Source organism: Pseudomonas sp. TWR1-1-4 (assembly GCF_049897165.1).
In the GTDB taxonomy this organism is placed as follows: Bacteria; Pseudomonadota; Gammaproteobacteria; order Pseudomonadales; family Pseudomonadaceae; genus Aquipseudomonas; species Aquipseudomonas canadensis.
Map to the genome: position 1 here is coordinate 321394 of NZ_JAFCVS010000003.1, position 20359 is coordinate 341752.

The following is a 20359-nucleotide window of genomic DNA, read 5'->3' on the forward strand; positions in this document are numbered from 1 at the left end:
GATTTAAATCCGGAACCCCTGATAACTCTCTGCCCACTGCTGTTGAGCCGCTAATGCGGACTTCAACCGCCCAATCTGCTCCCGAACCCGCTCCGGCGCCGTCCCACCCCACCCACTGCGCGCCGCAATCGCCGCTTCCAGTGTCAGGCAGTCGCGCACTTCGGGTGTGAGCCGAGCATCCACCTCCGCCAACATCGCCGGCGAGGCTTCCCACAACTCAATCTCATGCTTCTCACACGCCTGTACCAGCGCGCCGGTGATCTCATGGGCCTCTTTGAACGGCACACCACGGGTCGCCAACCAATCCGCCACCTCGGTCGCCAAGGTAAAGCCCATCGGCGCCTGACGCCGCAGCTCTTCCACTTGCACCTTCATGGTCGCAACCATTCCCGCCATCGCCGGCAACACCAGCAGCAACGTATCCACACTGTCCAACACGCTGTGCTTGTCTTCACTCAAATCACGGTTGTACGACAGCGGCAGCGACTTGAGCGTCGACATCAACCCGGTCAGGTTGCCAATCAAGCGCCCAGCCTTGCCCCGCGCCAATTCGGCAATGTCCGGGTTCTTTTTCTGCGGCATGATCGAACTGCCAGTGGCGTAGGCATCATCCAGCACCACCCAACGAAACTGCCGTGACGACCATAGGCAAAACTCTTCGGACAGGCGCGAAATATTCACCCCGAGCATGCCCGCCACAAACAGGAACTCCGCCACATGGTCACGGCTGGCGACGGCATCAATGGAGTTTTCGCACGGCCCGGTGTAGCCCATTTCCTTGGCCGAATGCTCAGGCTGGCGCGCAATCGCAGAACCTGCCATCGCGGCAGCGCCCAAAGGCGACAAGGCCGTGCGCGCATCCCAATCCACCAGACGTTGCACATCCCTCAACATCGACTGCGCGTGAGCCAGCAAGTGGTGAGCGAACACAATCGGCTGCGCCTGCTGCAAGTGGGTAAAGCCGGGGCAGATGCTCTCGATATGCTGCTCGGCCTGCTCCACCAACGCCTGCTGCAAACCCAGCACCTCGGTGGTGATGGTGCGCGCGTGGTCCCGTAGGAAAAGCCGCAGGTCATTGGCTGTCTGATCGTTGCGAGAACGCCCGGCGCGCAACTTACCGCCCAAGGCGCCAAGGCGCTCGGTCAATACGCGCTCGATGAAGGTGTGTACGTCCTCATCATCCAGGGTCGGATGCAGGTTACCGGCGGCGAAATCCGCACCGATCTCGTCCAGAGCGGCCAGGGTGCGTAACGTTTCCGACTCATCCAGCAACCCGGCGCGCTGCAACTCACGGGCATGGGCACGGGAGCCGGCCAGGTCGTAGGGCGTCAGGCGGAAATAGCGCTCAGGGCAACGCGACAACGCGGCCAATGCAGCAGACGGGCCGGTCTTGAAACGAGCGCCCCAAAGGCGGTCGGTGGGCTGGGACATGGGTATTCCTCACGCTTGTTTTTAGAAGAGTCGGAGGCAGTAAAAATAAGGTTTCAACTAGACTGAATCAGCGTCTGACGCGCCGTATTCAAGGTTGCCAAGGGCGGATGTTTATGTTCATTATCGCCGCCTGGCTATGTTCAAGGACTGGGTTGAAGCCTGTTGAATATGGCACTTGAGGTCAACGCGTATTATGGAAACTCCACTTTCCACTTCTGGAAACCTGCCGCCAAAACCCGGCACAAGACCGCCCCTGCAGTTGAGCGGGCTGGACTTCAAATTGCTGCGCGTGTTCATGGCCGTGGTCGAAGCGGGCGGCTTCAGTGCCGCGCAAAACGAGCTGAACGTGGGGCTCGCGGCCATCAGCAAACAAATCTCCGACCTCGAGATTCGCATCGGCATGCGTCTGTGCACGCGGGGCAGGGAAGGGTTCGGGCTGACCGAAGAAGGCAAGTTGGTGTATCAGGCATCCATCGAATTATTTACCTCGGTGGACAGTTTTCGCGACAAGCTTAGTTCGGCGCAAAACGAGCTTATTGGCGACCTTAGTGTGGGCGTTATTGATAACACCGTATCCGATGTTAATTCCCCGCTAATTGCCGCGTTGGGGAAGTTACATAGCGAGTCGCCGAAAATCAGATTACGGCTACACGCCTCACAATTGGACGAAGTTGAGCGTGGCGTGGTCGAAGGGCGGCTGATCGTCGGCATCGTGCCGGTGTACCAGCGCCGCGAAGAATTCGATTATTTCCCGCTGTATAAAGAAAAGGCCCACGCCTACTGTGCCGTAGGACACCCACTCTTCGACGCGAACGACATCACGCCCGAGGTCTTGCGCCAATACGAAGTGGTGAACCATCGGTATGCGATCCACCGCGACAAGGCCAACTTCGTCAACTATGACAGCCAGTCCGCGTCGGCCTCACAAGTCGAAGCCGTCGCGATCCTGATCCTTACTGGCCGTTTCCTCGGCTTCTTGCCCGAACACTACGCTATGCCCTTGGTAAGAGAAGGGCGCCTGCACGCACTGTGCCCGGAGCACGTTCACCTGAGCACCGCCTTCAACCTCATCCTGCGCCACAACGCCCCGCGCAGCCCGATGGTAAAAGCCTTCGCCACAGCCCTGGGCGTAGACCTCAAAGCCTCTGTCTGATCAACCTGTGGTGAGCGGGCTTGCCCCGCGCTGGGCTGCGCAGCAGTCCCAATAAAAACGCCGCATGCTGTCAGACAGAATGCGGCGTTTGGTTTTAGGGCCGCTACGCGCCCCAGCGCGGGGCAAGCCCGCTCACTACAATGGTCAGCGCAGCACTTTCGCCCGCTTCTTCTTCGCATGAAAATGCCGAAAATGCGCATCCTGCGCCGCCGCCAACAACTCCCGATCCCCACGTGTATCGCCCCAGGCCCGCAGCCGATACTCGCCCAAATCCCCATACACCGCTTCAAGCCGCAGCACCTTGTTCTCACAACGGCAATTGTTCCCGGTGAGCTTACCGGTCAATACCCCGTCGACCACCTCCAGCTCAGTCCCAATCAACTTGATCCCGAGCCGATTCGCAAACGGCTGCAACACCAACGCCGGCGACGCCGAACACAGTGTGACCTCCGCACCGGAGCCCAACTCCTGCTCCACCGAAAGCACCCCCGCCGGGCGCATCAACCGCGCCCAGTTGCGCTGGCAATACTCCTCGGCCTTCTGCTGCACCCACGTCTTCTGCACCCCAGTCATAAAGGTGCGGATCAACTGCGCCTTCAACTCATCCCGGCTGATCTGCCGCACCAGAAAGCGCAGCCCCGGCACCGCCAGCTTGACCATCCGGCCATAGAACTCACCGGGGCCAAAGGCAAACTTGAGGAAGGGCACGAAACTGTCGTGGTGGGTCAGGGTGCCGTCGAAGTCAAAGACGGAAAGTACTTTGGCGTCAGCGGGGCCGGCTTCGAGCATGTCTGGGTTCACGGGTTGGCCTCGGTCCTATCTACTGTTTTTTGAGTGTGCATCAGGTGTGACAGCGGGAGTTTACTCCCGTGCCAATCTTCCGACTTTGGCGTAAAGCCCTTCGGTAAAGGCATCCCGGTCACTCGACCGGTGACAACGCTGATGGCAATTGGGGCACAAGGCTACAGCATTGGTGATGCGATCCGAACCCTTCCGGGCGAGGTGGTCAGCTTGATGTGCTTCAAGAAGTGGCCATTCACCGGGCATAAAAAAGCCCTGAACGTGTCAGGGCTTAATGGGGTTGATGGGCTTAGGCATCAATCCCAGCTCAGCGCGCCGCCAGTCTGGTACTCGATCACACGGGTCTCGAAGAAGTTCTTCTCTTTCTTCAAGTCCATGATCTCGCTCATCCACGGGAACGGGTTGGTGGTGCCTGGATACTCTTCCTTCAAGCCAATCTGCGACAGACGACGGTTGGCGATGAACTTGAGGTAGTCCTCCATCATCGCCGCGTTCATGCCCAGCACGCCGCGTGGCATGGTGTCGCGCGCGTATTCGATCTCCAGCTGAGTCCCTTGCAGGATCATCTGGGTTGCTTCTTCCTTCATCTCGGCATCCCACAGGTGTGGGTTTTCGATTTTGATCTGGTTGATCACGTCGATACCGAAGTTCAGGTGCATCGACTCGTCACGCAGGATGTACTGGAACTGCTCGGCGACGCCGGTCATTTTGTTGCGACGGCCCATGGACAGGATCTGGGTGAAGCCGCAGTAGAAGAAGATGCCTTCCAGGACGCAGTAGTAGGCGACCAGGTTGCGCAGCAGCTCTTTGTCGGTCTCGACGGTGCCGGTTTCGAACTTCGGATCGGAGATCGAACGGGTGTACTTCAGGCCCCAGGCGGCTTTTTTCGCGACCGATGGGATCTCGTGGTACATGTTGAAGATCTCGCCTTCATCCATGGCCAACGATTCGATGCAGTATTGGTAGGCGTGGGTGTGGATCGCTTCTTCGAAGGCCTGGCGCAGGATGTACTGGCGGCACTCCGGGTTGGTGATCAGGCGGTACACGGCCAGCACCAGGTTATTGGCGACCAGGGAGTCGGCGGTGGAGAAGAAGCCCAGGTTGCGCATGACGATACGACGTTCGTCGTCGGTCAGGCCTTCGGGGTTTTTCCACAGCGCGATGTCGGCGGTCATGTTGACCTCTTGCGGCATCCAGTGGTTGGCGCAGCCGTCGAGGTACTTCTGCCAGGCCCAGTCGTACTTGAAGGGTACGAGCTGGTTGAGGTCGGCGCGGCAGTTGATCATGCGCTTTTCGTCAACGGCGACACGGGCGGCGGAGCCTTCCAGCTCGGCGAGGCCTTCGGCGACGTCGAGTTTGTCGAGGGCGGCCTTGGCGCGCACGATGGCGGCGGAGTCACTGGCGGTGACGGCGCGGGCTTCGAGGGCCGCTTTGGCGCCATCACCGTCGAGGCGGTCCATGTTGGCTTCGGTAGCGTGGCCAGCGTTGGCGCCTTTAGCGGCAACTTCGCCTTCTTCTTCTTTGTCGAATTCGTCCCAGCTCAGCATGACGTGTCGTCTCCTGCGTGAGGGCTCAAAGGTGCCCGTGTGAAACCGGATGGTTGGGTGTTCACACGGCCCTGAGGCCGCGGTGGATCTTAAGGAATCGTTTGTTGCAGCTAGCGCACGCATTAAACGGAATAGGGTTACGGGTGCTCTGCGTGAGGCTTGAGGTGCGGAGCGGTAGGTGCTTGCTCCAGCGGGATGCCTCAGGTCTGGCTCTTCATCCCAGCGTAAAGGGATATTGCAGGCCCGATTTACCCGCGCATTATAGGGAAAAAATCGGCTTTGTGTTGTGGCGGATGCTCACGGATCGCAGACAAAAAGCCTACTTTTCAAGCCAAGACGCGGGTTTGCTGGGGTTGGTCGGAGGGACGAGCGGCAGGATTTTTTTCGAGGGGGCGCAGCGAGGGGCGGAGGGGGCCGGTTCTTTGCCGCAAGAACGATTTCTTGCGGCGAATAAGATCAGGTTCAGATCGAACGCATCAAGTTATTACCCGTTAGAGCAACCGTTGCCCATCACATGGTAATTAAGAATATGGCGCTGACCTTGTGAGTCTTCATATTCCATCTTCACCGGTACAACTTCGCACACTTCCGGAATACTGCTCATGGACAATACTTTGGCAACATCCAAGTGGGTGCTGTAAGTGTAGTCTTCAACGATCGGGGTGTTGCGGCCAGCTACGTCAGTCGGGGCTTCGTCGGCCAGGGCGGCGGTTGCGCACAAGCTGCTGAGGGCCATAACTACTAAAGCTTTCATTTCTCTATTTACCTTATTTAGGTCGAATGGGGTCACGGGGCCCTTGTGAGGCCACGTGTGTAACTTAAGAGTTGGGAAGTTCGGATTAACGTTGCCTTCGTGGGGGCTGTTGCGTTGTTAATCACAGTGCCTTGTTGGCGGAGTTGATTTTAGGCCCCCAGGTTATATTCATATACCCGTACTTTTGATAAACACTATTGGCGGTTTTTGTAACAATCCCGTGGTAAAGCTTTTTTCACATAGCTGCGAAACGCCGCAGCCCGCGGGCTAGAGGTGCAAACGGGGATATCAGGGCAATTTGTAGGGGCTTGTTACTACCATCGTCGAATGGTTCTATAGGTCAGCCCCGGCTACAACAGGGCCATACAAAAACAACTATGTCACCGAGGTAAGAAAGATGAGTGCGGCTTCCCTGTACCCCGTTCGTCCCGAAGTAGCAGCCAACACGCTGACCGACGAGGCGACCTACAAGGCCATGTACCAGCAGTCGGTGGTCAACCCCGATGGCTTCTGGCGCGAGCAAGCCAAGCGCCTTGACTGGATCAAGCCTTTCACCACGGTGAAGCAGACCTCGTTCGACGATCACCATGTCGATATCAAATGGTTCGCCGATGGCACCCTGAACGTTTCCTATAACTGCCTGGACCGTCACCTCGCCGAGCGCGGTGACCAGGCGGCCATCATCTGGGAGGGCGACGACCCTTCCGAAAGCCGCACCATCACCTACCGCGAGCTGCATGAAGAAGTCTGCAAGTTCGCCAACGCCCTGCGCGGCCAGGATGTGCACCGCGGCGACGTGGTGACTATCTATATGCCGATGATCCCCGAAGCCGTGGTCGCCATGCTGGCCTGTACCCGCATTGGTGCGATTCACTCTGTGGTGTTTGGCGGTTTCTCGCCGGAGGCCCTGGCCGGTCGCATCATCGACTGTAAGTCGAAGGTGGTGATTACCGCCGACGAAGGCATCCGCGCCGGTAAGAAGATTCCGCTGAAGGCCAACGTCGACGACGCCCTGACCAACCCGGAAACCAGCAGCATCCAGAAGGTCATTGTGTGCAAGCGCACCAATGGCAACATCAAGTGGAACCAGCATCGCGACATCTGGTACGAAGACCTGATGAAAGTGGCGGGCACCGTCTGCGCGCCAAAAGAGATGGGCGCCGAAGAAGCGCTGTTCATCCTCTACACCTCGGGTTCCACCGGCAAGCCCAAGGGCGTGCAGCACACCACCGGCGGCTACCTGCTGTATGCGTCCCTGACCCACGAACGTGTGTTCGACTATCGCCCGGGCGAAATCTACTGGTGCACCGCCGACGTCGGCTGGGTCACTGGCCACACCTATATCGTCTATGGCCCGCTGGCCAATGGCGCGACCACGCTGCTGTTCGAAGGTGTGCCGAACTACCCGGATATCACCCGGGTGGCGAAGATCGTCGACAAGCACAAGGTCAATATCCTCTACACGGCACCGACTGCAATCCGCGCCATGATGGCATCCGGCACCGCTGCGTGCGAAGGCGCAGACGGCTCCAGCCTGCGCCTGCTCGGTTCGGTGGGTGAGCCGATTAACCCAGAGGCGTGGGACTGGTACTACAAGAACGTCGGCCAATCCCGTTGCCCGATTGTCGACACCTGGTGGCAGACCGAAACAGGTGGCAACATGATGAGCCCGCTGCCGGGCGCCCATGCGCTCAAGCCGGGTTCGGCAGCACGGCCATTCTTTGGCGTGGTGCCGGCGCTGGTGGATAACCTGGGCAACCTGATTGAGGGCGCTGCCGAGGGCAACCTGGTGATCCTCGATTCGTGGCCAGGCCAGGCGCGTACGCTGTACGGCGACCATGACCGCTTCGTCGACACCTACTTCAAGACTTTCCGTGGCATGTACTTCACTGGTGACGGTGCGCGTCGTGACGAGGACGGTTACTACTGGATCACCGGCCGAGTGGACGACGTGTTGAACGTGTCCGGCCACCGCATGGGCACTGCCGAGATCGAAAGTGCCATGGTTGCCCACCCTAAAGTCGCTGAAGCAGCGGTGGTGGGTGTGCCACACGACATCAAGGGGCAGGGCATCTATGTGTATGTCACGCTCAAAAATGGCGAAGAACCGAACGAAGCGCTGCGCCTGGAGTTGAAAAACTGGGTGCGCAAGGAAATCGGGCCGATTGCTTCGCCAGACGTGATCCAGTGGGCACCGGGCTTGCCGAAGACGCGGTCGGGGAAAATCATGCGCCGTATCCTGCGCAAGATTGCCACGGCCGAGTATGACGGTTTGGGCGATATCTCCACTCTGGCGGACCCGGGCGTGGTGGCGCATTTGATTGAGACGCACAAGACCATGAACGTCGCTTAAAGCAGGTTTGAGCGATGGAGCCCCATTCGGCGTAGGCCGGGTGGGGCTTTTTTATGCGCTCTCAAAAACACTGAAGATCAACTGTGGGGGCGGGCTTGCTCGCGAAGGTGGTGTATCAGTTGGCTGATATGCTGACTGACACATCGCCTTCGCGAGCAAGCCCGCTCCCACAGTTTGATTGCATTCCAAGGCTGCTCATTGGTGGGACGACTTCATAAGGTCAATAAATATCGGATTGTGTTGTGGGATATGTCTGAATGTTACCGTCGAGCGCAAATGTGTAACCCGCCGCCCAAACATGAGGCAAAGCGCTACGCCAATGCCCCGAAAAACCGCGTTTTAGACACCCCAGCAAATAAGATTAAACGCCAGACTTGCCGTGCTAGAAGGGTTTGCGAATAATAGGCCCGCAATTTGCAGCGTCTACAGGTTTAATGTCTTTTGTCTCTGCATAAAATACAGAGGCTGTCAATGAGCTGGAACCGCTTTCTCGGTGCTTCTGTAAATTGTTGTCGCATTGAGGAAATATCGGCTTCCGGCCTGTCGTTAGAATGCCGATCACTCGCTCGTCGTCTCCAGTGTGTAACTGGTGTGGGACGCAGCACCGCAATTCGGTTTCCCTTAAGTCGCATCGTGGGCCATGGCTCATACTGCTGTTTTGCCCTATACCGATGGAGTCCCAAGATGAAGAAACTCGTGCTGTTGGGCGCCCTGGCGCTGTCCGTGCTGTCCATGCAGGCTTTCGCTGAAGGCAAGCCCCTGAAAATTGGTATCGAAGCGGCTTACCCTCCGTTTGCCTCCAAAGCGCCCGATGGCAGCATCGTCGGTTTTGACTACGACATCGGCAACGCCCTGTGCAAGCAGATGGACGTGAAGTGCACCTGGGTCGAGCAAGAGTTCGACGGCCTGATCCCTGCGCTGAAAGTGCGCAAGATCGACGCGATCCTGTCGTCCATGTCCATCACGGAAGACCGCAAGAAGTCCGTGGACTTCACCAACCGCTATTACCTGAGCCCAGCGCAACTGGTGATGAAGGAAGGCACCACCGTCAGCGACAGCCTGGATGAATTGAAGGGTAAGAAAATCGGCGTACAACGCGGTTCGATCCACGATCGTTTCGCCAAGGAAGTCCTGGCTCCTAAAGGCGCCACGGTTGTGCCTTACAGCTCGCAGAACGAAATCTACCTGGACGTTGAAGCCGGTCGCCTCGACGGCACCGTGGCCGACGCCACCCTGCTGCAAGACGGCTTCCTGAAGACGCCGGCCGGTAAAGGCTACGCGTTTGTGGGCCCACAGTTCACCGACGCCAAGTACTTCGGTGACGGCATCGGCATCGCCGTACGCAAAGGCGACAAGGAAAACCTCGACCGCATCAACGCAGCCATTGCCGCGATCCGCGCCAACGGTGAGTACAAGAAAATCCAGGACAAGTACTTCGACTTCGATATCTACGGCGCTGACGCCAAGTAAATCGTCGCAGCTGTCTGTCCAAAATGGCGCAAGCAACAGAATTCCTGAGGTTTGCGCCATTTTTTCATCCCCCTTTTCGAGGACCTGAATCATGTTGAAAGGCTACGGGGCCGTCATCCTCGATGGCGCATGGTTGACGCTTCAGCTCGCCTTGTCGTCCATGGCCTTGGCCATTGTTCTGGGTCTGATCGGGGTCGCGTTACGCCTGTCGCCGGTGCGCTGGTTGGCTTGGCTGGGTGACTTGTACTCCACGGTGATCCGCGGGATCCCCGACCTGGTGCTGATCCTGCTGATTTTCTACGGCGGTCAGGACCTGCTCAACCGCGTCGCGCCGATGCTGGGCTACGACGACTATATCGACTTGAACCCCTTGGCCGCCGGTATCGGCACCCTGGGTTTCATCTTTGGCGCCTACCTGTCGGAAACCTTCCGCGGCGCCTTCATGGCCATTCCCAAGGGCCAGGCCGAAGCCGGCCTTGCATATGGCATGAGCAGTTTCCAGGTGTTTTTCCGGGTGATGGTGCCGCAGATGATCCGGCTGGCGATCCCCGGTTTCACCAACAACTGGTTGGTCCTCACCAAGGCCACTGCGCTGATTTCGGTGGTGGGCCTGCAAGACATGATGTTCAAGGCCAAGCAGGCGGCAGACGCCACCCGCGAACCTTTTACCTTCTTCCTCGCAGTGGCGGCGATGTACCTGGTGATCACCAGCGTGTCGTTGCTGGCCTTGCGTCATCTTGAGAAGCGCTACTCGGTAGGCGTAAGGGCGGCTGATCTATGATCTTCGACTACAACGTCATCTGGGAGGCCATGCCGCTGTACCTTGGCGGCTTGCTGACCACCCTGAAACTGCTCGCCATCTCGCTGTTCTTCGGCCTGCTTGCCGCCTTGCCTTTGGGCTTGATGCGCGTGTCCAAGCAGCCGATCGTCAACGGCGCGGCCTGGCTCTACACCTACGTGATCCGTGGCACGCCGATGCTGGTGCAACTGTTCCTGATCTACTACGGCCTGGCCCAGTTCGAGGTGGTGCGCGAGAGTTTCCTGTGGCCGCTGCTGTCCAGCGCCACCTTCTGCGCGTGCCTGGCCTTTGCGATCAACACCAGCGCCTACACCGCCGAGATCATCGCCGGTAGCCTCAAGGCCACCCCCAATGGCGAGATCGAAGCGGCCAAGGCCATGGGCATGTCGCGCTACAAACTGTATCGCCGCATCCTGTTGCCATCGGCCTTGCGCCGTGCGCTGCCGCAGTACAGCAACGAAGTGATCATGATGCTGCAGACCACCAGCCTGGCCTCCATCGTCACCCTGATCGACATCACCGGCGCCGCGCGCACGGTGAACGCCCAGTTCTACCTGCCGTTCGAAGCCTACATCACCGCTGGCGTGTTCTACCTGTGCCTGACCTTCATTCTGGTGCGCCTGTTCAAGTTGGCCGAGCGCCGCTGGCTGAGCTACCTGGCTCCACGGAAGCATTGATATGGAACGTATCGATCACCTGTTGCCTTGGGGCCACCTGGGCTGCGAGCGTCAACTGAGCGTATTCCGTTTCGGCCAGGGCGAGCGCAAGGCGTATATCCAGGCCAGCCTGCACGCTGATGAATTGCCCGGCATGCGCGCCGCGTGGGAGCTGAAAAAGCGCCTCGCCGAACTGGAACAGCAAGGCGCGCTCAACGGCGTGATCGAGCTGGTGCCGGTGGCCAACCCAATGGGCCTGGGCCAACTGCTGCAAGGCAGCCACCAGGGCCGTTTCGAGGTGGGCAGCGGCAAGAACTTCAACCGTGATTTCGTCGAGTTGAGCGAGCCGGTTGCCGAGTTGCTCAGCGGCAAGTTGGGTGATGACCCCCACGCCAATGTGCGTTTGATCCGTCAGGCGATGAGCGATGTACTCAGCGCGTTGCCCGAGCCAAGCAGCCAGTTGCAAGGCATGCAGCGCATCTTGCTGAGCCACGCCTGCACCGCCGATGTAGTGCTCGACCTGCATTGCGACGCCGAGGCCGCACTGCACATGTACGCGCTGCCGCAGCACTGGCCGCAGTGGCGTTCGCTGTCGGCGCATTTGAATGTGAAGGTCGGCCTGCTGGCGGAGGACTCCGGCGGCAGTTCGTTCGATGAGGCCTGTTCGCTGCCGTGGTTGCGTTTGTCTCAGGCGTTTCCTGAGTCGCAAATCCCGTTGGCTTGCCTGGCGACTACGCTGGAGCTGGGCGGTCAGGCCGATACCGGGCGTGACGAGGCGATTTTTCACGCCGAAGGTATTCTCGCGTTCCTCGCTGAGCAGGGCTTGATCAAGGGCGAATGGCCTGCGCCGCAATTCGAACCTTGCGAAGGCGTGCCTTTCGAGGGCACTGAATTGCTGTTCGCGCCCCACGCCGGGGTGATCAGTTACCTGCGCAAAGCCGGTGAATGGATCGAAAAAGGCGAGCCGATTTTTGAAGTGATTGATCCCCTGGAAGACCGCGTCAGCACCATCTGCGCAGGTACTTCGGGGGTGTTGTTTGCCGTTGAACGGCTACGTTATGCCCAAGCGGGTTTCTGGCTGGCCAAGGTGGCGGGGCGCGAAGCGCTGCGTCACGGGCGCTTGCTCAACGACTGACCACCTGTTTTTGTGAGAACCGACCGCATGTACAAACTTGAAGTCCAAGACCTGCATAAACGCTATGGCAGTCATGAAGTGCTCAAAGGCGTGTCCCTGGCCGCCGCAGCCGGTGATGTGATCAGCATCATCGGTTCCAGTGGTTCGGGCAAAAGTACCTTTTTGCGCTGCATCAACCTGCTGGAGCAACCCCACGCCGGCAAGATTCTGCTGAACAACGAAGAGCTGAAACTGGTGGCCAACAAGGACGGCGCCATGAAGGCTGCCGACCCTAAGCAACTGCAACGCATGCGTTCGCGGCTGTCCATGGTGTTCCAGCATTTCAACCTGTGGTCACACATGACCGCGATTGAAAACGTGATGGAAGCCCCGGTGCACGTGCTGGGCGTGTCGAAGAAAGAAGCCCGTGAAAAGGCCGAGCACTACCTGGCCAAGGTCGGTGTGGGTCATCGTAAAGATGCGTTCCCCGGTCACATGTCCGGCGGCGAGCAGCAGCGCGTAGCCATCGCCCGTGCCTTGGCGATGGAACCGGAAGTGATGTTGTTCGACGAGCCCACCTCGGCGCTCGACCCGGAACTGGTCGGTGAAGTGCTCAAGGTGATGCAGGACCTGGCCCAGGAAGGCCGCACCATGGTGGTGGTGACCCATGAAATGGGCTTTGCCCGTGAAGTGTCGAACCAACTTGTGTTTTTGCACAAAGGCATCGTCGAAGAGCGCGGTAACCCGCGTGAAGTGCTGGTGAACCCGCAGTCCGAGCGTTTGCAGCAGTTCTTGTCCGGCAGCTTGAAATAATCAAGACTGCCGTTGTGCACTGAAGTAGTGCATGCTCCACAGTCTTGAAACTGGCCCCAATCCCTGTAGGAGCTGGCTTGCCAGCGATAGCGATCTACCTGGCCCACCGCGATCGCCGGCAAGCCGGCTCCTACAGTAGATCGTCAGTTGATCGTTATCGGGTTTGCGTAGCTCGCTGTTTGTTTTGAGATTTGTGTTGGTTTACGGGCTAGCATTAGCCCTTGTCTTCATTACTGTTACTGGCTCCGGATAGCACTCCATGACCGCCCACAAAATTGGTTTCCTGATTTGGCCCAGCACAAAAGCCCTGACGCTTGCGCTGGCTGAGGAGGCCTTGCGCGTTGCCCAGCGGGTGCATCCGGATGTGGTCTACGAGCTGTCGTTCCTGCAAGCCGAGCCGGCAACCGAAGGCGCCTGGCAACTGCCGGGCGAGCCGTGGGCTGGCAAACTGGAAGGCTTTCAGAAACTGTTCCTGCTGGCGGATGAACCGCCGACGGTCATCGCTTCCCAACTGAGCACCGCGCTCAAGCAACTGGTCCGCGCCGGCTGTGTGATCGGCGGCTTGTCGGCCGGTGTGTACCCGCTGGCCCAACTCGGCCTGCTCGACGGCTACCGCGCCGCCGTGCACTGGCGCTGGCAGGACGATTTCGCCGAGCGTTTCCCCAAGGTCATCGCCACCAGCCATCTGTTCGACTGGGACCGCGACCGTCTCACTGCCTGCGGTGGGATGTCGGTACTCGACCTGCTCTTGGCAGTGTTGGCCCGTGATCATGGCGCCGAACTGGCGGGTGCGGTGTCCGAAGAACTGGTGGTGGAACGCATCCGTGAAGGCGGCGAGCGTCAACGCATTCCGCTGCAAAACCGCCTGGGTTCCAGCCATCCAAAGCTGACCCAGGCTGTTCTGTTGATGGAGGCGAATATCGAAGAACCGCTGACCACCGACGAAATCGCCCAACATGTATGCGTGTCGCGACGACAGCTCGAACGGATCTTCAAGCAGTACCTCAACCGCGTCCCCAGCCAGTACTACCTGGAACTGCGCCTGAACAAGGCCCGCCAGATGCTCATGCAAACCAGCAAGTCGATCATCCAAATCGGCCTGTCGTGCGGCTTCTCCTCGGGGCCGCATTTCTCCAGTGCCTATCGCAATTTCTTCGGCGCCACCCCGCGTGAAGACCGCAACCAACGCCGTAGCAGCAGCCCGTTCGAGTTGTCGTCGGTGCCGTCCGAGCGCGGTTGACCGCTGGCGAGTCGTTATTCCTCCGTGGGCTCTGGGGAGCTGGACCTCGCCAGTGGATTGCCGTTTGCATCCAGGCCCGCTGCCGCCACCTCCAAGTCGTCACCGGTTTGCGTGTAGTACTGCCTGAGGATATCCAGACTCGCTGCCGACAATGGGTTGCCGCTCAGGTCTGATGCGGTGTCGAGCTGCGTGGCCAGTTGTAAAAAGTCCGCAGGCACCTCTTCGATCAAATTGTCGCTCAAGTCCAAGGTGCGCAACTCGCGCAAGGCGAATAGCCCTTGTGGGATTTGAGTAATGTCGGTGTCTGGCAGGTACAGCGTTTCCAGTTCGGTCAGTTGACTGACGTCAGGCGTGAGGCCCAGCCGGTTGCCGCCCAGGTCCAGGTACTGCAGGGTTCTCATCCCCGACAAGGCGTCGGCACTGGTGGGTGTCAAACGGATAGCAGATTCAGTCAGGCTGAGCGCGTTGAGCTCAGCCAGGCTGAACGCGGTGAGGGGAATATCGCCCAGGCTGAATCGTGAGATGACCAGGCTCCTGAGTTTGGGGAAGCATTTGAGCAGTCCGTCGATAAGGGTGGTGGTGCCATTGCCTTCAAGGTCGAGTGTTGTCACATGCTCAAACCGGGCGCTCAGTTCGGGTAGCTCCCCTAGGATCGGCGCGTCAAAGGTCAGCTTATGGCTCGGCTCAAACCTGTCGTCGTTGTCGTCCACTTCGCTTTCGCGGCGCCAGGCTTCTTCAAGCAGCGCTTTGAATGCCCGGCGATTGAGCTGATCCTGTGCCCGCGTTTGTTCATCCAATAGCGTGTCCACGACGGGGTGCCGTTCTGGCACATCCACCACCCATTCTTCAAGGTCGGTGCGCAGTTGGGCGTATTCGGCTTCAAGCTGTTCGATGGCAGGCTCTGCCGCGTCCAGGTCACCGGGTAGCTCAAAAAAGAAGCGGCTGGCTTCGTTTTCGGTGAAGGTGGGGTACAGCGCTTCGATCCTTTCTCGCAACGACGTCGGCGCATCGACGCGCCAATGCTCGCCAGTGCGCTGGCAATGGCGTTTGATCTGCATCAGTGCCGAGCGGTTCAGTGGGTTGCGGGAGAGTTCGAAGACGGCGGTGACTGCGTCGGGCAGCCTGAACATGCTGTCGGGAACCTGGGTGATCAGGTTATTGCTCAGTTTGACGTGTTGGCGCTCCACGGCTGTCAGCAGGCTGTCGGGGATGGCCGTCAAGCCGATGTCTTCAAGGTCGATGCTGGAAAGCCTGGGCATCGCGCTGAAATCCGGCAGTTGCCCCAGAGGGTTATGGCTCAAGTCCAGTGTCCCCAGCTCGCTCAGCGTGGCCAGTGATGCGGCACCGTCGGTTGATAATGTGAGCGAGCATCGGGGTAGGCGCAATGATGACAGTTGCTGCAGGTCCCATAGCGATGCGGGAATATCGCCCATCACATAACCCTCGATAAATAAGTGGTTAAGCGTCGGGAATCCTCTAAAAAAAAGCGGCGACTGCAGGGGGAATGGACCTTGCGCACCCTTCAAGCGCAATGAAGACACGTGCTTGAACACGCCGCTGTCAAGTGACGGGAATGTGCCAGTCACAGGCTGTGGGCTTTCCACGGCGAACGTGGGAATGACCTGAGGGTTGCTCGCATCCAATGCACCTTCTCGGCGCCAGCAGGCTTGGAGTTCCTCTTTGAATTCCTCGCGCCAGGCTTTCTCCTCCGGTGCGGGGGCTTGCTGTGCCCACGTATCAAGCCCGTGGGACAGGTCAGCATATTCAACTTCCAGTCGCGCCAGTTCGATCTGGCCCATTTCAATGTTGCCAGTCAGACCAAAGAGAAAGCGGTTGACTTCGTTCACGCTGAAGTCCGGGAAGAGCGTATTGACGCGCTGAATATCGATTGCCAATGCGTCTGTGCTCCAATAGAGGCCTGTTCGCTGGTAATAGCTTTTTACCTGCTCCAAGGTTGCTCGCGACAGGGGATTTCCCGAGAAGTCGAAGGTGGTTGGGGTGTCGGCGGGCAGATCGAAAAGCGCGGAAGGCAGCTGTGTAATCTGGTTTCGGGACAGCACTGCCAGCTCCAGCGATGCTCGGCTGAGCAGACCGGTAGGTACGGCGCGAATGCCGGTCTCGGACAGGTCCAGGTTGCGCAGATCAATCATGCGTTCAACGTTGGGGGTGAACCCCAGCGGGTTGTTGTACAGGTCCAGGGTTCGAAGTCTATTCATGGCCGTCAGCGCATTCAGGCTGTCGGGTGTCAGGGTGATACCGCAGTCGCTGAGGACCAATGTGTTGAGGCGTGGCATTGCGCTGAGAGAGGGGGGCAGTTGACCCAGTTGGGTATTGGCGATGCTGAGGTGGCGAATGTTGGGAAAGCTACGCAAAAAACCATCGACATTATTCAGTGCGGTCTGGTTGCCATTGAATTCAAGGTAGGAAATATGCTCGAAATTAGCCTGCAGCGCCGGTAGCTCTCCAGACAGAATGGCGTGCGATTTGAGTTTCTGACCGTTTTGGCTGGGATGCTCGAAGTAGGTATCTGTCTCGGTTTCCCGGCGCCAGGCGCTCAAGAGTTCACGCCAGAAAAGCACGCGGTTTTGCCGCATGTCACTGTATTCCTCACGGCCCATGTTCACCTCGGTGCCCGGGTAGCGGCGCGGGGTGCGGGCTGCCCAGTCGGCCAGGAGACGATTAAGTTGCAGATACTCCTGGCGTAGGGCGGTTAGTGCCGGAAAGGCTCCACCCGGACGGCGTTCCAGTGCCTGGATCATCTCGCCGATTTGTTCATCGGTGTGGGCTGGATACAGCTCTCGTGCCAACGCCTGCGCGTTGGGCTGCTCAGCCGGTGCAGCCGGTGGGTAGTTGTCCATGCCCAGCAGGCGCAGATGGGTGCGGGTGTCGGTAGGCGCGCGGGCGGGCTCGGCGGTGATCAGCTTGCGCAAGGGGGCGCGTTCCAGTGCATGGGTGCGCAGGGCCAGCCGCAGATCGGGGCCTTGGCCGATGCGTAGGCCCAGGGCGTTGCGCTCGGCATCGGGCAGGGCCTGGAGCACCGCGTTGTACAGGTCGGTTGCGCCGGACAGTTCGCCGCTGTCGTCTTGCGGGGTGTAACGCCCATCGGCCGAGCGCACCAGGACTCTTTTGATGCGGGCCTTGGGTTTGCCGATGGCATCCAGGAGGGTGGCCTCGGGTGTGGAGCTTCTGATCTCAATGCGCACCCTTTTTCCTGCCCAGCCGGGCAATTGCTCCAGGGAGTGCAAGGCCAGTCGGTGGGTGTCGAGAGTGTCCGTCGAGTCGAGGTATAAACCGTCGTAGGCATGGTTCACCCTGGCTTCATCTCGCAACGCTTGGGCCAGCTCGGTCAAGCGCGCGGGAACTGTTCCTTCGTCAACGGCCTTGAGTTCCTGGCTGTTGGCGGTGTCCAGCAGGGCGTCGGCTGCGGTGAGCGGCAATCCGGGTGTGTTGTCGATCATGGCCTGTTGGCGAGGGGTGACCGGGCGATCCAGCTGTTGGTAGCGGGTGTTGAACAATTCAGCTCGATGCGATTGAGCCAGCCCGGCCAGTTTTTTCCTGAGTTTAAGCGCGCGATTGTCCAGGGAGGTTGGCGGGTCGCCGAATGCTTCTCCCAGCAAGGTTTTGCGTTGGGGTTCATCCAGCGCTTCCAGCAGGGTTTTCAGCAAGTCACCGTTTTTCAACTGGGCTTCGTGTATTTGCACCACGCTGGCGTTTGTTTCGCCGGGCAACTCCCAGGCGGTTCTGCCTTCGGCATCTACAAACCGCAGGGTCTTGGCTTTTGGCCAAAGGTCCAGGTTGGCCAGCAGGTGCAGTTGGGACTGCGCATCGGCCCGCTTGAAAAGCGCGGGATCATCGCTGTTCATTTGATCAATGAAGTCCTGCAGCGTCTGGTCGATCTGGACGCGGTCGACGGTATCGGTCAGCAAGGGAGGCGGCTGGTGCTGGTTGACGTACATCTTGCGCAACGCGCCGTCGTCCGTGGCGCTGATGCGCCGAGCGGTGACCAATTGTTCATCGCTGAGCCCGGCGGTTTTAGGGCCTTGGCGTTTCATGAGGGTGGCGCTGTCCCAGCCCAGGGGGGTGTCCAGTTCGCTCACCCAAGCGCCTTTGCCGTTGGTCAGCAGGGGCGGGCGGTAGGCGTTGGCCCGGGTGGGATGTTGAAGGTAAGGCTGCTGGGTGACAGGGTCCTTCTGTACAACAAACGGTTTGTCCGGGAGCAGCAGGATATTTTTACCGTTGTGGGCGTGCAGGCCCTCGGCGTTTGGATAGGCGTGGTCGGCCAGTTTGATAGCGTGGGCGTAGGGTGCAAGGTCTGGCTTCCAGAGTCGTGCCTTACCGTTGGGCAATGTGACGGGCTTGAGACCATTGAAAAACGTGATGACTTCGGCAGGCAGCGCAGCACGCAAGGCGCCAGCGGCCAGCGGCGCGCCCGCGATGAACAGGCCCAATTCTAATCCTTGCTCCACGAATGACAGAAAATGCCCCCAAGCTACGGTCGCGTCGCCCACAGCCAGGTCGATGATCCATTCAAAAGCGTCATCAAGCATTTGATAGGCGGCGTAGCCGAGCATCAACAGGCCCACCGGGGGGGCAAATGGGGCGACAACCAGCGCTGCGATTTGCAGGATGGCCGCGGCCACTTTCTGCACGATGGCCCAGCGCTCCCAGCGTACTCGCTGATCGACGCTGGCGGTGGACACCGCGATGATGCGGGCATCGTTGAACACCTTGCTGAGTTTTGTCTCAAACAGATGCTCGAACAGGTTGCCGCTGATGCTGGAGGCGCTGAACGTCAGGTGTGGCTTATCGATGGGTGTCTCGCGCCAGGAGGGCAGTGGATCGCCACGTGTGTGCTCGTGCCAAGTGACCTTGGACAGCCTGCGGTTGAGGTCGGCAAAGAAGAGGCCGCGCTCTTCGTGATTGACGAAGCGGCTGAAGAACTGTTGATACTCAGCGGTGCGCAGGTTGTTGCCCAGTGCGGTCATGAAGTCGACGAGTGTGGGGTATTGCTTGAGCGGCGCGTAAGGGTCATCCGGGATATAGGCGATAACACCCACCGGGCGACGGCTGCCAATGTTCTCGGCAAACAGCACGATGCCGGTGAGTGGGGTGGACATGATGCTCAGGTTGTAACACCGCAGCGGGAAGCAGGTACTCAGGCTGCCGTCGCTGTTGATCAGGCGTTGCAGGAGTATGAATGACTGATCATCGTGCAGATCGTCTTTCATCCAGGCCATTTGCAGCGCGACGTGCAGGTTCGCTGCCTGGCTTTGCCTGACCTTCAATTTCAGGCTCGCCATGGCCACTGGGTTTTTGAAATCAAAGAATTGTTCAAGATAGCGCTGGTACTTGGCGCCGATGTCCAGTTCCCGGCACAAGGCAGTGAATTGCGCCACGGTGATTCGCGTGTGGAGCGCGGGCAGCTTGTCGAATTGCCCGGTGCTGGTGGGGTGGGTGATGAAGGCTGATTGCGCTTCGAATACCTCACCGTCTTCAAAGTTGTGCAGGGCGGCGTCGATCAATGACACCGTCCAGGTTCTTGAGCCGCCTGATCGAACGGGGAACCAAGGTATCGTTTGGGGAATGTAGAGCTGCAGGTAAGTCGTTTTGACGTCAGTTTCGATACCGAAGCGTTGCTTGAGTAACTGTTGTAGCAGCGGCGCGCCGAAGTCTTGCGCCGACTTCAGCTCGGCCAGGGTCTGGTCGAGTTGCAGTTGTGCCTCCCAGGCGGTATTCATGCGGTTTTTGAGGCGGTCATGATCTTCCGGGGAGGCCGTTTTGTACCACTGCGCAAAGTCTGGCTTTACCGTGCGAAACGCTGCGCGCTTGTCAGGAGAGAGCTTGGGCAGCCAGTCGGGAACCGCCTGCGTGAGGATCTTCAGATGCAAGTCGCGATAAGTTGACAGGTCCGGGAGCGGGATGGAAGGAGTAGGTGGGGGCACGAGAGAACGCCTTTGTGTGATGAATAGGCGTGAGAGCAGACCAATTTCTTCCGACCGACCAGAGGTAGATAGATAGCCGACCACCCCTTGCGTTGCATCTATCTTGCTGAACACCTGCCGCTGCGACACCACAGTGTTTAAACTGCGCCATTGCGACGCTATTTGTCGCATTGGCGTAAACCCGCCAAAATCGCGGGTTGGCGCTATAAGAAGTTGTCGCTTGGCGGCAAGGCCGCGCTGAAAACTGTCCTTACAATCCCTGCATCGCCCGCCAGTTCCAGGCAGG

13 protein-coding genes and 1 pseudogene are annotated in these 20359 nt (G+C 59.1%); 8 read left to right on the top strand and 6 right to left on the bottom strand.

Features of this window, described 5'->3' with window-relative positions; genetic code table 11:
* Positions 1-3: 3 nt before the first annotated feature.
* The gene (argH, locus tag ACP7C6_RS09885) at positions 4-1431 is read right to left on the bottom strand and encodes an argininosuccinate lyase (protein ID WP_068932307.1); all 1428 of its coding nucleotides are present in this window, start codon (positions 1429-1431) and stop codon (positions 4-6) included.
* A gap of 193 nt (positions 1432-1624) precedes the next feature.
* On the opposite strand from argH, the gene ACP7C6_RS09890 reads away from it, so the two are divergent.
* Positions 1625-2584 carry a LysR family transcriptional regulator gene (locus tag ACP7C6_RS09890; protein WP_426108662.1) on the top strand — a complete coding sequence of 320 codons (960 nt, stop codon included), beginning with the start codon at positions 1625-1627 and terminating at the stop codon, positions 2582-2584.
* Positions 2585-2728: 144 nt separating this feature from the next.
* On the opposite strand, the gene ACP7C6_RS09895 is transcribed toward ACP7C6_RS09890, so the two are convergent.
* The 4 genes and pseudogenes from ACP7C6_RS09895 to ACP7C6_RS09910 all read right to left on the bottom strand — a co-directional run bounded on the left by ACP7C6_RS09895 (position 2729) and on the right by ACP7C6_RS09910 (position 5686).
* Positions 2729-3373 (bottom strand): HAD-IB family hydrolase, encoded by a 645-nt coding sequence (locus ACP7C6_RS09895; protein ID WP_032864314.1) that lies wholly within the window; start codon positions 3371-3373, stop codon positions 2729-2731.
* 72 nt (positions 3374-3445) lie between these two features.
* Positions 3446-3616: pseudogene (locus ACP7C6_RS09900) on the bottom strand (HNH endonuclease); the annotation flags it as partial.
* Positions 3617-3681: 65 nt separating this feature from the next.
* On the bottom strand, positions 3682-4932 hold the full coding sequence (locus tag ACP7C6_RS09905; RefSeq protein ID WP_016979813.1) for a ribonucleotide-diphosphate reductase subunit beta: 1251 nt from the start codon (positions 4930-4932) through the stop codon (positions 3682-3684).
* 484 nt (positions 4933-5416) lie between these two features.
* On the bottom strand, positions 5417-5686 hold the full coding sequence (locus ACP7C6_RS09910) for a DUF2790 domain-containing protein (protein WP_028617622.1): 270 nt from the start codon (positions 5684-5686) through the stop codon (positions 5417-5419).
* Between the two features lie 397 nt (positions 5687-6083).
* Between ACP7C6_RS09910 and acs the strand changes: the two genes are divergently transcribed.
* From acs to ACP7C6_RS09945, 7 genes are all read left to right on the top strand, one after another.
* A complete protein-coding gene (acs, locus tag ACP7C6_RS09915) occupies positions 6084-8039 on the top strand; it encodes an acetate--CoA ligase (RefSeq protein WP_028617621.1) in 1956 nt (651 codons plus the stop codon).
* A 684-nt stretch (positions 8040-8723) separates the two neighbouring features.
* A complete protein-coding gene (locus tag ACP7C6_RS09920; RefSeq protein WP_033901307.1) occupies positions 8724-9509 on the top strand; it encodes an ABC transporter substrate-binding protein in 786 nt (261 codons plus the stop codon).
* Between the two features lie 91 nt (positions 9510-9600).
* Complete coding sequence (locus ACP7C6_RS09925) at positions 9601-10290, top strand: ABC transporter permease (RefSeq protein ID WP_010208305.1); 690 nt, start codon at positions 9601-9603, stop codon at positions 10288-10290.
* Complete coding sequence (locus tag ACP7C6_RS09930) at positions 10287-10985, top strand: ABC transporter permease (protein WP_122726364.1); 699 nt, start codon at positions 10287-10289, stop codon at positions 10983-10985. The genes ACP7C6_RS09925 and ACP7C6_RS09930 overlap by 4 nt, the downstream gene beginning before the upstream one ends.
* Position 10986: 1 nt before the next feature.
* A complete protein-coding gene (locus ACP7C6_RS09935) occupies positions 10987-12099 on the top strand; it encodes a succinylglutamate desuccinylase/aspartoacylase family protein (protein WP_028617618.1) in 1113 nt (370 codons plus the stop codon).
* A 27-nt stretch (positions 12100-12126) separates the two neighbouring features.
* Positions 12127-12891, top strand: coding sequence for an ABC transporter ATP-binding protein (locus tag ACP7C6_RS09940; RefSeq protein ID WP_010208310.1), 765 nt, complete (start codon positions 12127-12129; stop codon positions 12889-12891).
* 259 nt (positions 12892-13150) lie between these two features.
* Positions 13151-14131 (top strand): GlxA family transcriptional regulator, encoded by a 981-nt coding sequence (locus ACP7C6_RS09945; protein WP_016979802.1) that lies wholly within the window; start codon positions 13151-13153, stop codon positions 14129-14131.
* A gap of 14 nt (positions 14132-14145) precedes the next feature.
* Here the strand turns inward: ACP7C6_RS09945 and ACP7C6_RS09950 are convergent, their stop codons facing one another.
* On the bottom strand, positions 14146-20073 hold the full coding sequence (locus tag ACP7C6_RS09950; RefSeq protein WP_426108663.1) for a dermonecrotic toxin domain-containing protein: 5928 nt from the start codon (positions 20071-20073) through the stop codon (positions 14146-14148).
* Between the last annotated feature and the right edge of the window lie 286 nt (positions 20074-20359).